13 protein-coding genes are annotated in these 14,499 nt (G+C 74.6%); 7 read left to right on the top strand and 6 right to left on the bottom strand.

The features are described 5' to 3' along the window. Window positions 1–143 precede the first annotated feature (143 nt). The 3 genes from AES38_RS02815 to AES38_RS02825 all read right to left on the bottom strand — a co-directional run bounded on the left by AES38_RS02815 (window position 144) and on the right by AES38_RS02825 (window position 3,989). The gene (locus tag AES38_RS02815; protein ID WP_053773690.1) at window positions 144–950 is read right to left on the bottom strand and encodes a DsbA family protein; all 807 of its coding nucleotides are present in this window, start codon (window positions 948–950) and stop codon (window positions 144–146) included. Between the two features lie 91 nt (window positions 951–1,041). Then, on the bottom strand, window positions 1,042–3,141 hold the full coding sequence (locus AES38_RS02820; protein WP_053773691.1) for a bifunctional copper resistance protein CopD/cytochrome c oxidase assembly protein: 2,100 nt from the start codon (window positions 3,139–3,141) through the stop codon (window positions 1,042–1,044). Window positions 3,142–3,347: 206 nt separating this feature from the next. Continuing rightward, window positions 3,348–3,989: a hypothetical protein gene (locus tag AES38_RS02825; protein WP_053773692.1), complete on the bottom strand. Its 642-nt coding sequence runs from the start codon at window positions 3,987–3,989 to the stop codon at window positions 3,348–3,350. Window positions 3,990–4,442: 453 nt separating this feature from the next. On the opposite strand from AES38_RS02825, the gene AES38_RS02830 reads away from it, so the two are divergent. Next, window positions 4,443–6,098, top strand: coding sequence for an ABC-F family ATP-binding cassette domain-containing protein (locus AES38_RS02830; RefSeq protein WP_053773693.1), 1,656 nt, complete (start codon window positions 4,443–4,445; stop codon window positions 6,096–6,098). A gap of 122 nt (window positions 6,099–6,220) precedes the next feature. Here the strand turns inward: AES38_RS02830 and AES38_RS02835 are convergent, their stop codons facing one another. Further along, window positions 6,221–7,900: a glycoside hydrolase family 13 protein gene (locus AES38_RS02835; RefSeq protein ID WP_053773694.1), complete on the bottom strand. Its 1,680-nt coding sequence runs from the start codon at window positions 7,898–7,900 to the stop codon at window positions 6,221–6,223. A gap of 206 nt (window positions 7,901–8,106) precedes the next feature. After that, window positions 8,107–9,153, bottom strand: coding sequence for an NAD(P)-dependent alcohol dehydrogenase (locus tag AES38_RS02840; RefSeq protein WP_053773695.1), 1,047 nt, complete (start codon window positions 9,151–9,153; stop codon window positions 8,107–8,109). A 153-nt stretch (window positions 9,154–9,306) separates the two neighbouring features. Between AES38_RS02840 and AES38_RS02845 the strand changes: the two genes are divergently transcribed. The 4 genes from AES38_RS02845 to AES38_RS02860 all read left to right on the top strand — a co-directional run bounded on the left by AES38_RS02845 (window position 9,307) and on the right by AES38_RS02860 (window position 13,079). Further along, the gene (locus tag AES38_RS02845) at window positions 9,307–10,725 is read left to right on the top strand and encodes a carboxylesterase family protein (RefSeq protein WP_053775635.1); all 1,419 of its coding nucleotides are present in this window, start codon (window positions 9,307–9,309) and stop codon (window positions 10,723–10,725) included. A gap of 44 nt (window positions 10,726–10,769) precedes the next feature. Next, window positions 10,770–11,270 carry an ATP-binding protein gene (locus AES38_RS02850; protein WP_053773696.1) on the top strand — a complete coding sequence of 167 codons (501 nt, stop codon included), beginning with the start codon at window positions 10,770–10,772 and terminating at the stop codon, window positions 11,268–11,270. 93 nt (window positions 11,271–11,363) lie between these two features. Then, window positions 11,364–12,512, top strand: a complete 1,149-nt coding sequence (locus tag AES38_RS02855) for a zinc-dependent alcohol dehydrogenase (protein WP_053773697.1) — start codon at window positions 11,364–11,366, stop codon at window positions 12,510–12,512. A gap of 9 nt (window positions 12,513–12,521) precedes the next feature. Continuing rightward, the gene (locus AES38_RS02860) at window positions 12,522–13,079 is read left to right on the top strand and encodes a hypothetical protein (protein ID WP_053773698.1); all 558 of its coding nucleotides are present in this window, start codon (window positions 12,522–12,524) and stop codon (window positions 13,077–13,079) included. A 24-nt stretch (window positions 13,080–13,103) separates the two neighbouring features. On the opposite strand, the gene soxR is transcribed toward AES38_RS02860, so the two are convergent. Continuing rightward, entirely contained in the window at window positions 13,104–13,574 is a 471-nt protein-coding gene (gene soxR / locus AES38_RS02865) for a redox-sensitive transcriptional activator SoxR (protein WP_053773699.1), read from the bottom strand. A 106-nt stretch (window positions 13,575–13,680) separates the two neighbouring features. Between soxR and fdxA the strand changes: the two genes are divergently transcribed. Together fdxA and AES38_RS02875 are read left to right on the top strand one after the other, a co-directional pair. Further along, entirely contained in the window at window positions 13,681–14,007 is a 327-nt protein-coding gene (gene fdxA, locus AES38_RS02870; protein WP_043671918.1) for a ferredoxin, read from the top strand. Further along, window positions 14,004–14,498 carry a flavin reductase family protein gene (locus AES38_RS02875; protein WP_053773700.1) on the top strand — a complete coding sequence of 165 codons (495 nt, stop codon included), beginning with the start codon at window positions 14,004–14,006 and terminating at the stop codon, window positions 14,496–14,498. Before fdxA ends, AES38_RS02875 begins: the two co-directional genes overlap by 4 nt. The last annotated feature ends 1 nt before the right edge of the window (window position 14,499 follow it).

Below are 14,499 nucleotides of genomic sequence, written 5' to 3' on the forward strand. Positions count from 1 at the left end.
GTGCCGGTCGCGACCCGTCTGCGCGCATGGTCGCGTGGATCCCGACGACGAGCCCGACCTTGTCCCCGAGCTGCTGGTCGCCGACCTCGCCGCGAGGAGACGGGCGTCCGCGGCCCGCCCGAGGTCGGACGGGCCGCGGCCCCTCACCCCTCCGCGATCCCCGCGGGCAGCGCGGCCCCGGCCGCCGTGAGCGCGTCGACGAGCTGCTGACCGCTGACCGTGGTCGTCTTCTGCCCGCCGATCATGAGGGTCGGCGTGCCGGTGACGCCCGCGGAGGCCGCGGCATCGGTGTTCGCGGTGATCCAGCCGGCGTAGGCGCCCTTCTCCGTGCAGGTGAGGGCCTCGGGGTCGGTGACGCCCTGCCCGCCGAGCCAGGAGGAGAAGTCCTTCCCTGTCCAGGAGTCCGTCGCCGCGGAGTGGTTCGCGAAGAGGGCGGAGTGCACGCCGGGCCAGGCGGACGGGTCGTGCTGGAGGACGCACGCGGCGGTGCTGCCGGCGACGCGGCCGTAGTTCGTGACGATCCGGATGGGGTGATAGACGACGCGCACCTGCCCGGATGCGGCGACCCGGTCGAGGAGCGGGCCGGTCGCCCCCTCGTACTCCTGGCAGTGCGGGCAGGAGTAGTCCTCGTAGACGTCGAGCGTCACGGGCGCGTCCGCGGCGCCGACCGACACGGCGTCGGGCTCGGTGGTGACGTGCGCCTCGCCGCCGCTCCCCAGCTGCACGGTGGCGTCCGCGGTGGGCGCCACGCTGCCGGCGGACGCCTGGTCGCGGAGGAGGCTCGCGCCGCCCCAGATGCCGGCGACGAGGATCACGACGGCGCCGGCGACGCCGAGCTGGGTCAGCAGGCGGCGGCGCTTCCGCTTCGCCTCCTCGAGGCGGCGCCGGGCGTTGGCCTTCTCGCGGATCTCGCGGGTGCGGTCGCGGTCGGCGCTGGTCTTCTTGCTCATGGTGCGGTGCTCCTGTCGTCGGTTCGGACGGGGTGGTGGTGGGGGTCGATGCGGAGGGGGGAGGTCGGGACGCGGTCGCGCACGCGGGGCATCACGGCGTCGGCCGCCGCTCGTCGGCGCGCTCGTCGAGGGCGGACAGCCGCGCGTTGTAGGCGCGGAGCTCGGCGTCGTCGTCGCGCGCGGCCGCGCGGTCGTAGCGGGTGGCCGCCCGCTGCTCGGAGGTGGACCACTGGCGCACGACCATGAGCGCCACGAGCACGACGGGCAGCTCGCCCGCGCCCCACGCGATGCCGCCGCCCGCCGCCTGGTCCGCGAGCAGCTGCGCGTCCGTCGCGATGCCGAGCTGGTGCCACCAGTCGATCGCGAGGACCTGCGTGCCCGACATGATCGCGAGGCCGAAGAACGCGTGGAACGCCATCGTGGCGAGCAGGAGCATCAGCCGGATCGGGTAGGGCGGGCGCTTCGGTCCCGGATCCACCCCGATCAGCACGAAGAAGAAGAGGTAGCCGCTGAGGAGGAAGTGGACGGTCATCAGCATGTGGCCCTGGTGGGTGGCGAGCGACCACTCGAACCACGGCGTGTAGTAGAAGGCCACGAGGCTGCCGGCGAAGACGATCGCGGCGACGATCGGGTTCGTCACGATGCGCGAGTACCGGGAGTGCGTCGCGGCGAGCACCCACTCGCGCACGCCGCGGCTGCCGTCCTTCCGGGCCGGCAGCGCGCGCAGCAGCAGGAGCACGGGGGCGCCGAGCACGAGCAGCGGCGTGACGTACATCATCAGCAGCATGTGCTGGATCATGTGGGTGCTGAAGTGCACCGCCCCGTACACCGCGGGTCCGCCGCTGGTCGCGTAGACGAGCACCGCGCAGCCGAGCAGCCACGGCACGGTCCGGGCGGCCGACCAGGCGTCGCCGCGCCGGCGGAGGCGCCGCACCGCGACGAGGTAGAGGCCGGCCATCGCCGCCGCGACGCCGAGGAACAGGACGTCCGGGTGGAAGGCCGTGAGCATCCGCAGCGGCGTGACCGGGTCGGGGAAGGTGAACCCCACGAGCGAGGCGAGCGGGTCGACGTCGGCGATCGTGGTCTGCGGCACCGGCGGGGCGCTGCGCGAGAGCGCCACCGAGACGCCCATCGCGACGGACATCACGACCACCTCGCCGACCGCGAGCCGGAGGAAGGCGGTCCGGCGGCTCGCGTCGCGGACGAGCGCGGGGATCAGGATGCGGCGGTGCGCGAGCCCGGCGGCGCCGAGCCCGACGAGGAACGCCGTCTTCACGAGCAGCAGCAGCCCGTACGGGGTGGTGACGAGGTCGAGCGGCGTGCCGATGCGGAGCGACGCGTTGACGGTGCCGGACAGCGCGACCGCCACGAACGCCCAGCCGGCGAGCGTGGAGTAGCGGCGGACGACCGCCGGCAGCGCGCCCTTCGCGAGCTTGTGGCAGAGGATCACCGCGACCAGGCCGCCGGCCCACACGGTGACGCCGACGAGGTGGATCCCGAGGCTGTCGACCGCGTTCGCGTGCTCGTAGGTGCCCGCGGCGTGGCCCGACAGCGAGAGCGGGAGCAGCGAGGCGAGGGCGACGGCCGCGGCCGCGCCGATGCCCGCGACGCTCCGGGTCCACGCGCTGATGCCGAACGCGACGGCCACGCACACCACCGAGGCGACGAGGGTCTGGCCGAGCTCGAGCCGGAACGTGAAGTAGCCGAACTGGCTCCGGAAGGTCGGGGAGGTGAGCGGGACGCCGATCACGTTGGCGCCGGAGAGGACGAGCACCGCGATGCTCGCGGCGAGCCACACGGCGGCCGCGCGCGACGCCCACCGGGTGGCCTTCCACTGCGCGAAGCTCGCCAGCCCGGGCTGCTTCCGCTGCCCGGGCAGCGCGAAGGCGGCGACCACGAGCAGACCGATGGTCACGGAGGCGGCGGCGTCGTGGATCACGCGCGCGACGGGCAGGCCGTAGGTGACGACGTCGCCGGGATCCACCAGCAGGGTCTGCGTCGTCGCGCCCGTGAAGGAGGCGGCGGCCAGCGTCACGACGACGGCGAGCGGGAGGCACGCCCACAGCAGCGTGTCGCGCCCGCGGACGTGCGGGACGGTCAGCGTGCGGGGCACGAGGACGGGGTCGTCGGGATCGGGGCGGTCGCGGTCGGTGCCGGGATCGGCGGAGGGCAGGGCGGAGGGAGGGGGCATGGGAGGTGTCCTGGGTGGGCGCCGAGAGGGGGCGCGGCGGGACGGCCGGCTCTCCGGAGGGAGGCGATCCGAGCGGTGCGGATGCGCCGGGGGTGCGGAGGGTGCGGGCGCGTCGGGGCGCGCGTCGGAGGACGCGCGAGGGCACGGCGCCGTGGGGCGTCGTGCGTCGTCCGGGCGCGCGGGAGCGCGCCGGACCGGCGGACGGATCAGGCGGCGGCGGGCGGCCCGCGGTCGGGCAGCGCGGCGACGCAGACGCCGAGGTCGCGGATCCCCACGCGGATGGCGCGCGCGACGCGGTGGCGGACCTCGGCGCGCGGCACGATGTCGAGCGCCGCCACGAGGACCAGCGCCCGGAGGCTCGTGCGCGCGAGGGCCACGAGGTCCCAGAAGGCGCGCTCGCCGGAGCGGAGCGCCACGATCGTGAGGACGGCCGCGAGCAGGTGCGCGACCCACATGGCGGATCCGTGGTGCATCCCGCCCATGTCGCCGGTGCCGCCCATGTGGCCGGCGCCGCTGCTGACGAGGTGCCCGCCCATGCCGTGGTGCCCGCCGACCACCTGTATGGTCGTCGAGGTGGGCGCGCCCACCGAGAAGAGGAGGTGCAGCACGGCCTGGCTGCACACGACGGCCACCGCGAGCCGCGCGGTCGAGACGGTGCGGCCGGCGAGCAGCACGCACGTCGGCAGGGCGAGCGCCGCCGCGACGACGAGGCCGACCGCGCCCGGGACGGGCCCGCCGCCGGCGAGGTGCGACAGCATCGACACGAGGATGGCGAAGGCGGCCGTGACGGCGCCGCGCACGACGCGCGTCCCCCGCCCGGCCATCGCCGGCGTCTCCGCTCCGCTCATATGGGCGACAGCCTAGGTGCGGACCCCGGGGAGCGCCTGGTCGGCAGGAAACGACTCCCGGTCTCGATCCGGTCGTCGCTCTCGCCGACCCCCGGCCCGGCGAGACGCGGTCTCGTCTCGCTCCGACGACCTGCGTCGTGCCGCGGCGGTCCGGCGTGCTCCGCACCGTCCTCGCGGACGGGGAGGACCCGGGTCCGGGGGCGGCTGCGACCGCCGGTCCGAGCACACGGCGGCGCTCGCCCGCTCTGCCCACCGGTTGCGTCGCGGTGTCCCGCCCTCCTAGGGTCGAGGCGTGCATCTGCACTTCCTGTGACGGCCGAGTGAGGCCCACCGCGATCGTCGAGTCCCTCCGAGCATGCGGCGGCCGCTCGTCCTCGACCCCTGGTGGGGTCGCCGTCACCTGCGCCCATGGCGCGCTCCTCCGCGCGCGGCGCGTCGCATCGAAGGATCCGAATGCACACCTCCACCCACCCGCTTCCGGCGCGCCTGCGCGCCCAGCTCGCCGCCACCGACATCTCCGTGATCCGCGGGGCGTCGACGGTCCTCCATCACGTCGACGTCGTGATCACGCCCCTGTCGCGTCTCGCGATCGTCGGGGAGAACGGCCGCGGCAAGTCGACGCTGCTGCACGTCCTCGCCGGCACCCTGGCGCCGGATGGGGGCTCCGTGCATCGCACCGGGATCCTCGGCCTCGCCGAGCAGGAGATGCCCACGGGCGACGACAGCACGGTCGGGCAGGCGATCGCGGACGCGATCGCCGCACCCCTCGCTGCCCTGGCCGCTCTCGACGCAGCCGCAGCCGACCTCGCATCCGGCGTCGGGAGCGCAGCCGAGCGGTACGCGACCGCCCTCGAACGAGCCGAAGCGCTCGACGCCTGGGACGCCGAGCGGCGGGTGCAGGTCGCGCTCGGCGCGCTCGACGCCGTGTCGGACCCGGCTCGGCGTCTGGACGACCTGTCGGTCGGGCAGCGCTACCGGGTGCGACTGGCGTGCCTGCTCGGCGCCGATGACGACTTCCTGCTGCTGGACGAGCCGACGAACCACCTCGACCGCAGCGGCCTCGATTTCCTCACCGAGCGGCTGCGCACGCGTCGCGGCGGAGTGGTGATCGTGACCCACGACCGCGCTCTGCTGACGGACGTGGCGGAGTCGATCCTCGACCTCGACCCCACGCCCGACGACCGCCCGCGCGTCTACGGCGGTGGCTACGCCGGCTACCGCGAGGGGCGCGCGGCGGAGCGCGAGCGATGGGAGCAGGAGCACGCCCGGCAGCAGGCCGAGCACGCCCGCCTGCAGGACAGCCTCACCGCGGCGCAGGACCGGCTCGTCTCCGGCTGGCGGCCGGAGAAGGGCAGCGCCAAGCACGGCCGCGCCACCCGCGCGGGCGGCCTCGTGCAGAGCGTGCACCGTCGCCAGGACCAGCTCGAGGCCCACGCGGTCACCGTGCCGGAACCACCGCAGGAGTTCCGGTTCCCGGACCTCGCGACGCGCACCGGAGCGGCGCTGCTCACGGCGGACGGCGTGAGCGTCGACGGCCGGCTGTCCGAGGCGACCTCGCTGTCTCTGTCGCATCGGGGACGGCTCGTGGTGACGGGACCGAACGGCGCCGGGAAGTCGACCCTCCTCGCCGTCCTCGCCGGTGACCTCGAACCGGACGCCGGCACCGTCCGGCGCTCGCGCGGCGTGCGGCTGGGCCTGCTCCGCCAGGAGACGGCTCTCCCGCTGGATCGGCGCGCGAGCGACGTCTACCGGGAACACCTCGACGCGCTGGTCGCAGGCGGTGCGGTCGACTCCGCCGAGACGGTGGGGCTCTCGCGACTCGGGCTCCTCCGGCCTCGGGAGGCGGGCAAGCGGGTCGGCGAGCTGTCGATGGGGCAGCAGCGTCGCCTCGACCTGGCGCTCGTGCTCGCGGCGCGGCCGCACGTGCTGGTGCTGGATGAGCCGACGAACCATCTCTCCATCGCGCTGGTGGACGAGCTCACCGACGCCCTGGGAGCCACGGAGGCTGCCGTCGTCCTCTCCACGCACGACCGGCAGCTGCTGCGTGACGTCGAGAGCTGGCCGCACCTCCGCCTCACGGCGACGGCGGGAGGCGGGCATCGTCCGTGACGGGCGCCGGCGGCACCCTGCTCCTCGGCCGCCGCGAGGAGGACCCGACGAGCGACGACGCGGAGAGGGCGACAAGCGCCTGAAGCGGGCCGAGGGCCGCACCGACCCGATCCCCGACGCGGTCACGCGTCCGCGGGCACCAGCCAGACCGCGACGTCCGGCGGCAGGGTACCGGCGACCTCGCCCGAGGAGGCGAGCGCCACGCGCCGGCCCGGCGGCAGGGGCGCGGGTCCCGTGCCGAGGTTCACCCAGCACTCGAGCGCGCCGCGGCGGAACGCCAGCACGTCGGGCGGCGACGCCAGCCAGACCAGCGGCTCGGTCGGCACGACGAGCGCGCGGCGGGCGGCGAGCAGCCGCCGGTAGTGTCGCAGGGTCGACGCGGGATCCGCCTCCTGGCGCTCGACGGTCAGCTCCGCCCAGGAGCCCGGCTGCGGCAGCCACGGCTCCGCGCCGCCGTCGCCGGCCGGGTCCGAGAACCCGTAGGGCAAGGCGGTGCCCGACCAGGGCAGCGGCACCCGGGAGCCGTCCCGCCCGGGGTCGGTGCCGCCGGAGCGGTGGTGGATCGGGTCCCGCCGCCGCGCGTCCGGCAGGTCCTCCACCTCGTGCAGCCCCAGCTCCTCGCCGAAGTAGACGTAGGCGACGCCGGGCAGGGCCATCGTCAGCGTGACGGCGGCGCGGGCGCGGCGGCGGCCGAGCGCGTGATCCACCGGGTCGACCCCGAAGCGCGCCCGCTGCTGCTCGTTCGACGCCCGGACCTCCGGCTGCTCCCGGCCGTACCGGGTCGCCTGGCGCACGACGTCGTGGTTGGTCAGCGCCCACGCGCTCGGCGCCCCCGACAGCGCGGCCTTCGCCAGCCCGTCGTCGATCACCCGCCGCCAGGGCCCGGCCCGGAAGGTCACGTGCAGCGGCTCGAACTCGAAGGCGGTGTGCAGCTCGTCGGGCCGCAGGTAGAGCGGCAGCCGCTCGGGCCGCGCGACCCACGCCTCGGCGACGAAGACGCGCGGCGGATCGTAGGAGTCGGCGACCCGGCGCCACTCCCGGTAGACGTCGTGCACCTCGTCCTGGTCCCAGCCGGGGTGCGCCTCCGTGCGCCGGTCGGCGCCGAGCCCGTCCGGCAGGCCCTCGGCCTTGGCGAGGCCGTGCGCGACGTCGACGCGGAAGCCGTCGACCCCGCGGTCGAACCAGAAGCGGAGCACGTCGACGAACTCCGCGCGCACCTCCGGGCTCGTCCAGTCGAGGTCGGGCTGCTCGGGGGCGAACATGTGCAGGTACCAGGCGCCGGGGCGGCCGTCGGGATCCGTGGTGCGGGTCCACGCCGGGCCCCGGAAGCAGCTCTCCCAGTCGTTCGGCGGCAGCTCGCCGTCGGCACCCCTCCCCTCGCGGAAGAGGTAGCGCGCGCGGGCGGCGGGATCCCCGGCGAGCGCCTGCCGGAACCAGGGGTGGGCGTCGGAGGTGTGGTTCGGGACGATGTCGAGCAGCACGCGCAGGCCGAGGTCGTGGGCCTCGGCGATGAGGGCCTCCGCCTCGGCGAGCGTGCCGGACGTCGGATCCACGTCGCGGTAGTCGGACACGTCGTAGCCGGCGTCGACCATGGGCGACGGGTACCAGGGGTTCACCCAGATCGCGTCGACGCCGAGCGCGGCGAGGTACGGCAGGCGCGCGCGGAGGCCCGCGATGTCGCCGATCCCGTCGCCGTCCCCGTCGGCGAAGCTGCGCAGGAGCACCTGGTAGATCGTGGCGCTGCGCCACCAGGCGGCGTCCGCGCGGGGCGGGACGGGCACGGAGCGGGGGCTGGTGTCCATGGGGGCCCTTCGGTGCGGGGGCGGGCGGAGGCTCCGTGGCTCGCGGCCCGGGACCGGGTCGCCGGGCAGCGTCCGCGGCGGTCGGTCCGGTCATCCCACCGTACGCGCGGGCCGGCCCGGAGTCGCGGGCCGCGGCGCCGCGGATGAGGGAAGGCCCCGCGGATCGGATGATCCGCGGGGCCTTCCCGGTGCACGTGGTGTGCGGACTACGCGAACGTCTTCGCGTCGATGACGAAGCGGTAGCGCACGTCGGACTTGAGGACGCGCTCGTAGGCCTCGTTGATCTGCTCGGCCGAGATGAGCTCGGTCTCGGGCAGAATGCCGTGCTCGGCGCAGAAGTCCAGCATCTCCTGCGTCTCGGCGATGCCGCCGATCATGGAGCCGGCCCAGCTGCGGCGCGCGGGGATGAGCGCGAACGCGGGGATCTCGAGCGGCTCCGACGGGGCGCCGACGTTGACCAGCGTGCCGTCGATCGCGAGCAGGCCGATGTACTTCGACATGTCGAGCTTCGCGGAGACGGTGTTGATGATCAGGTCGAACGAGCCCGCGAGCTCGGTGAACGTCGCGTCGTCGGCGGTGGCGTAGTAGTCCTCGGCGCCGAAGCGGAGGCCGTCCTCCTTCTTGGAGAGCGTCTGCGAGAGCACGGTGACGTCGGCGCCCATGGCGGCGGCGATCTTCACGGCCATGTGGCCGAGGCCGCCCATGCCGACCACGGCGACCTTCGTGCCGGGGCCCGCGTTCCAGTGGCGCAGCGGCGAGTAGGTGGTGATGCCGGCGCAGAGCAGCGGCGCGACCTTCTCGACGTCGAGGGACTCGGGGACGCGGAGCACGAAGTCCTCGTCGACGACGACGGCCTCGGAGTAGCCGCCCTGCGTGATGGTGCCGTCGGCCGGGTCGGTGCCGCCGTAGGTCTGGATGTTGCCCTTCAGGCAGTACTGCTCCTGGCCGGCCTTGCACTGCTCGCACTCCTTGCAGGAGTTGACCATGCAGCCGACGCCGACGAGGTCGCCGACCTTGTGCTTGGAGACCTCGGAGCCGACCTCGGTGACGCGGCCGACGATCTCGTGGCCCACGACCTGCGGGTACTGGATGGGGCCCCACTCGCCGCGGACGGTGTGGATGTCGGAGTGGCAGACGCCGGAGTAGGCGATGTCGATGGAGACGTCCTTCGGGCCGACGTCGCGGCGCTCGATGGTGGTCTTGGTGATGGGGTCGGTGGCGGACGTGGCCGCGTAGGCGTTGACGGTGCGCATGGGTTCTCCTTGTGCTGACCGGTGGGGGAGGGGAGGGATCGGGTCGATCCGGCCGCGCCCTCTTCGGATGCGGTGCGCCTACGACGCTACGCCCGCGGGAGCGGTTCCCCGAAACCGCCCGGATTTTCCTCGGCTGCCGGATAGCGTGGCGTGATGCCCGCACCCACCGTCCCCGGCCCGACCCCGACGCGATCCGGGCCCGTGACAGGGCTGCGGGATGGCGACGTGATCCGGTACCTCGGAATCCCCTACGCGACGGCCGGGCGCGGCGAGCCGCCGGTGCCCGCGGTGCCCGCGCGCGGATCCGACGGCCGGCCGGTCGTGCTGGCGGCCGTGACGCCGGCGCCCGCGTGCCCGCAGCCGTCGTCGCGGATCCTCGACACGCTCATGCAGGGCGCCCTCGACGGCCTCGCGCGGTCCGAGGACTGCCAGCGGCTCTCGATCACGCTGCCCGCCGACCTCGCGCCCGGCGAGACGCTGCCCGTCATCGCGTGGTTCCACGGCGGCGGGTACACGACGGGCGCGGGCGACCTCGCGATCCACGATCCGCGGGCGCTCGTCGTCGAGCAGCGCGTGATCGTGGCGGCGGTGACCGCGCGGCTCGGCCTGCTCGGCTTCGGCGGCGGCGGATCCGGCCCGCGACGCCCGCACGACGGCCCGCCCGCGAACCTCGGCCTCCTCGACCAGGTCGAGGCGCTGCGCTGGATGCACGAGTCCATCGCGGCGTTCGGCGGCGACCCCGACGCCGTCACCGCGATGGGCCAGTCCGCCGGCGGCGACGCGATCCTCCACCTCATGATCAGCGACGGCGCCCGCCACCTCTTCCGCCGGGCGATCGTGCAGAGCCCGCCGGTGGGGATCACGGGCGGGCGCGAGCGCATGTTCCGGGCGATGGCGCGCGCGACCCGGTCTCTGTCGTCGGACGCCCCGCTCGACGGGGTGCTGCGGCGGCAGGCGCGGGCCGAGCGCGCGTCGTGGGCGTCGGGGATCCGCGCGGGCCTGCCGTGGGGGCCGCGCTACGGTCACGCGCCGCTCCCCGCCGAGGCCGACCGCGACGCCGCGTGGCGGGAGGTCGCGCCCGACGTCGACCTCCTCATCGGCACCACGCGCGACGAGACCGCGATGTACCTGCCCGCGCTCCCGGTCATCGCGCCGCTCCTGCGCGTGCCCGTCGTCGGCCGGGCCCTGCGGGCGCTCCTGATGCGCGCGGTGGTGGGGCCCACCACGCGCCGCGTCTACGCGCGGCCCGTCGCCGCGTTCGTCGCGCGGCACCGGAGGGCGGGCGGCCGGGCCGTGCGCTACGTCCTCCGGCAGGCGCCTGCGTCGAGCCCCATCGGCGCCGGGCACACGTCCGACGTCCCGCTGGTCCTCGGCACGCGCGAGGCCTGGACGCGGATGCGGCTCGTGCCCCCGGAGGCGTGGCCGGAGGTCGCCGCCCGCGGCCGGGCCGTGCGACGGGTGTGGGCCGACTTCGCGCGCACGGGCGAGGTCGCGCCCGACGCGGACGCGCGCGCCTGCGGCATGCGCTTCGACCGGGGCCGAGCACCCGCGTCGTCCGCCGTCCCGGCCTGAATCCGACGGATGCGGCCCCGGGCCCCGGATGTGAGGATGTGGACATGGGGGACGAGGGTGCGGGGGACGGGCCGGCGATCCACGGTCCGGCGTGGGAGCGGACGGTGCTGCTGCTGGTGCCGCCGAACGACGTGGACGAGGTGCACGAGTCGGTCGACGACTTCTGGCGCCTGAACGCCGACCTGGGCGACGCGGAGCGCATCCGCTTCGAGACCGCCCTGGTCGAGCTCGCCGGGAACGTCATCGAGCACGCCGAGGGGAACGAGCGGCTGCTGTGCGAGCTCACGCTCCAGCGCACGGCGACGGCGCTGGAGGCGGTGCTCAGCGACAGCGGCGCCGAGGTCCGCGTCCCGTTCCGCGCGATGATGCCGGATCCCGAGGAGATGGCCGAGTCCGGGCGCGGCGTCGCGATGATCGAGCTGCTGATGGACGACTTCACCTACGAGCGCGACCCGGACGGCAACAGGTGGCGCCTCGTGATGCGCCTCCCCGAGGAGCTCCAGCGCGACCACCACGTCGCCGTGGGCGGTGACGGCCCGACCTGACGCCGGCCGGATCCGCTCGCGCCCCGCATGTCAAGGGGGTAGGCGCGGCCCCGTCCGCGGAGTCGGCTCGACCCACCGACGGAGGGGAACGACATGCGAGCGATGGTCTACCGAGGGCCCTACCGGATCCGCGTGGAGGAGAAGGACATCCCCCGCATCGAGCACCCGAACGACGCGATCGTCCGCGTCACCCGGGCGGCGATCTGCGGATCCGACCTGCACCTGTACCACGGGCTCCTCCCGGACACGCGCGTCGGCACGACCTTCGGCCACGAGTTCATCGGCGTCGTGCACGAGGTCGGCTCGTCGGTCGAGAGCCTGTCCGTGGGCGACCGCGTGATGGTGCCGTTCAACATCTACTGCGGATCCTGCTTCTTCTGCGCCCGCGGCCTCTACTCGAACTGCCACAACGTGAACCCGAACGCCACGGCGGTCGGCGGCATCTACGGCTACTCGCACACCACGGGCGGCTACGACGGCGGCCAGGCGGAGTACGTGCGCGTGCCGTTCGCGGACGTGGGCCCGATGGTGATCCCCGCGGACATCCACGACGAGGACGCGCTGCTCATGACGGACGCGCTCAGCACCGGCTACTTCGGCGCGCAGCTCGGCGACATCGTCGAGGGCGACACCGTGGCCGTGCTCGGCGCGGGACCGGTCGGTCTCTACGCCGCGCGCTCGGCGTGGTTCATGGGCGCCGGCCGCGTCATCGTCGTCGACCAGCTCGACTACCGGCTCCGGATGGCCGAGACCTTCGCGCACGCGGAGACGCTCGACTTCTCGGCCGTGAAGGACACCGTGCTGGAGCTCAAGCGGATGACCGACGGGCTCGGCGCCGACGTCGTCATCGACGCGGTGGGCGCGGAGGCCGACGGGCACGCGCTGCACCAGATCACGGGCACGAAGGTCAAGGTGCAGGGCGGATCCCCGGTGGCGCTCAACTGGGCGATCGACGGCGTGCGCAAGGGCGGCACCGTGAGCGTCATGGGCGCCTACGGGCCGGTGCCCGCCGCGATCAAGTTCGGCGACGCCGTGAACAAGGGCATCACGATGCGGATGAACCAGGCGCCCGTGAAGCGGCAGTGGCCGCGGCTCATGGAGCACATCCGGGCGGGGCACCTCACGCCGCGGGACATCGTCACGCACCGGATCCCGCTCGAGCACATCGCGGAGGGGTACCACGTGTTCTCCGCGAAGCTCGACGACTGCGTCAAGACCGTCATCACGTTCGACCACGAGTAGGAGCAGGCCATGCCGTACCGCGCGAGCGACCACCACCGTCCCATCGACGCCGACGCGCTCCGGGCCCGGATCCCCGGCTGGGGCGCCGACCTCGACCACGCCGACCGCCCCGCGTTCCCGCGCGAGCGCACCGACCTCGTCTCGGGCGCGCACTGGGACATGCCCGAGCACCAGCCGGAGCTCGTGCCCCGGGAGCGCTCCATCGAGCACACCGAGCTGCCGCCCGTGTTCGGCACGGTCGCGCCGCTGCACGGCGTCTCGGGCGCGATCCGCCGCTACGCCTACGCCACCTTCAGCGAGGGCCGCTCCGTGCACTGGCTGCTGCTGATGCTCGGCGACCGGGTGGACGCGGCGGGCGCGCACCTCGGATCCCTCGTCACCCGGCACCCGGACGACCCGCTCACCGAGACGGGCATCCTCACCGAGGGCGGGCATCACCCGATCTCGTCGCGCTTCGGGCGCGGGCGGGCGGACATGGAGCACATGTGGATGGACCCGCTGATCGTGGGCGCGTGGCCGATCGCCGCGGTGGCCGTGCTGTTCGCGGTGCGGCGGAGGCGGCGCTGAGCGGGGGCGGCGGATCCGGCCGGGTCAGTCGATCTGCACCCGCCGCGGCCCCGCCCCGCGGTCGCCCAGCGCGTCGTCCGGGTTGAGGAGGCCGCACGCCCGCATCGACAGGCAGCCGCAGCCGATGCACCCCGTGAGCTCGCGCTCCAGCCGCTCGATGCCCTGGCGTCGCTCCTCGAGCAGGCGCTTCCAGCGGCGCGAGGCGCGCTGCCAGTCGGCGTGGCTCGGCGGGCGGTCGAGCGGCACGTCGTCGAAGGTGGCCTGCACGTCGGCGAGCGGGATCCCGAGGCGCTTCGCCACCGTGATCAGCGACACCCGCCGCAGCATGTGCCGCGCGTACCGGCGCTGGTTGCCCGCGGTGCGCTCGGCGGCGATGAGGCCGAGGTCCTCGTAGAAGCGGAGGGCGGAGGCGGCGACTCCCGTGCGCCTGGTCATCTCGCCGACCGTGAGCAGCTCGTCGGGCGCGTGCCGCGGCGCCGCCTGCGCATCCGCCATGACCGCTCCTCCCGATTGACCTCAAGGGTACGTGAGGTTCTAACGTGGACACCATGCGCATCACCGCCCCCGCCGTCGCGACGGCCCCCACCCGTGAGGACGCCCTGTGACCTACGTGATCGCCCTCCCGTGCGTCGACGTGAAGGACCGCGCCTGCATCGACGAGTGCCCCGTCGACTGCATCTACGAGGGCGAGCGCTCCCTCTACATCCACCCCGACGAGTGCGTGGACTGCGGTGCGTGCGAGCCGGTCTGCCCGGTCGAGGCCATCTACTACGAGGACGACCTGCCCGAGAAGTGGTCGGACTACTACACGGCGAACGTCGAGTTCTTCGCCGACCTGGGCTCGCCCGGCGGCGCCACGAAGATCGGCGTCGTGCCGAAGGACCACCCCGTCATCGCCGTGCTCCCGCCCCAGGGCGACCACGCGTGAGCGCCGACCCCGACCTCTTCAAGGCCGCGTTCCGCGGGCACCCCGCGGGCGTCGCGCTCATCACGGCGCGCACCGCCGAGGGCCCGTCCGGCCTCACCGCGTCGAGCGTCGCGTCGCTGTCGGCGGACCCGCCCGCCCTCTCGTTCTCGGTGACGCGCGCCACCGGATCCGCCGGCGCGATCCTCGGGGCCGACACCTACCTCGTGCACCTGCTCGCCGGGCAGCACGCCGCGCTCGCCCGCGCGTTCGCCGTCTCCGGGTCGCCGCGCTTCACCGAGGAGCAGGGCTTCCAGGAGCTGCCGACCGGGGAGCCGCTGCTCGCCGACGCGCGCGCCGCGCTCCGCTGCCGCACCATCCAGACGGTGCCGGTCGGCGGATCCGTGCTGGTCGTCGCCGAGGTCCTCGACGTGATCCTGGGTGAGCCCGCCCCGCCGCTCGTCTACCGCGACCGCCGCTTCCACCTGCTCGAGGACGACCACCCGGAGCTCTGAG

Origin of the sequence: Clavibacter capsici (assembly GCF_001280205.1) — a bacterium.
GTDB lineage: Bacteria > Actinomycetota > Actinomycetes > Actinomycetales > Microbacteriaceae > Clavibacter > Clavibacter capsici.

Bases quoted from the DNA above. Each gene is read 5' to 3' on its own strand.
- AES38_RS02815 (WP_053773690.1), bottom strand. From the start codon at position 950: ATGAGCAAGAAGACCAGCGCCGACCGCGACCGCACCCGCGAGATCCGC.
- AES38_RS02835 (WP_053773694.1), bottom strand. From the start codon at position 7,900: ATGGACACCAGCCCCCGCTCCGTGCCCGTCCCGCCCCGCGCGGACGCC.
- AES38_RS02860 (WP_053773698.1), top strand. From the start codon at position 12,522: ATGCCGTACCGCGCGAGCGACCACCACCGTCCCATCGACGCCGACGCG.
- AES38_RS02845 (WP_053775635.1), top strand. From the start codon at position 9,307: ATGCCCGCACCCACCGTCCCCGGCCCGACCCCGACGCGATCCGGGCCC.
- AES38_RS02850 (WP_053773696.1), top strand. From the start codon at position 10,770: ATGGGGGACGAGGGTGCGGGGGACGGGCCGGCGATCCACGGTCCGGCG.
- AES38_RS02820 (WP_053773691.1), bottom strand. From the start codon at position 3,141: ATGCCCCCTCCCTCCGCCCTGCCCTCCGCCGATCCCGGCACCGACCGC.
- soxR (WP_053773699.1), bottom strand. From the start codon at position 13,574: ATGGCGGATGCGCAGGCGGCGCCGCGGCACGCGCCCGACGAGCTGCTC.
- AES38_RS02840 (WP_053773695.1), bottom strand. From the start codon at position 9,153: ATGCGCACCGTCAACGCCTACGCGGCCACGTCCGCCACCGACCCCATC.
- AES38_RS02825 (WP_053773692.1), bottom strand. From the start codon at position 3,989: ATGAGCGGAGCGGAGACGCCGGCGATGGCCGGGCGGGGGACGCGCGTC.
- AES38_RS02830 (WP_053773693.1), top strand. From the start codon at position 4,443: ATGCACACCTCCACCCACCCGCTTCCGGCGCGCCTGCGCGCCCAGCTC.
- AES38_RS02855 (WP_053773697.1), top strand. From the start codon at position 11,364: ATGCGAGCGATGGTCTACCGAGGGCCCTACCGGATCCGCGTGGAGGAG.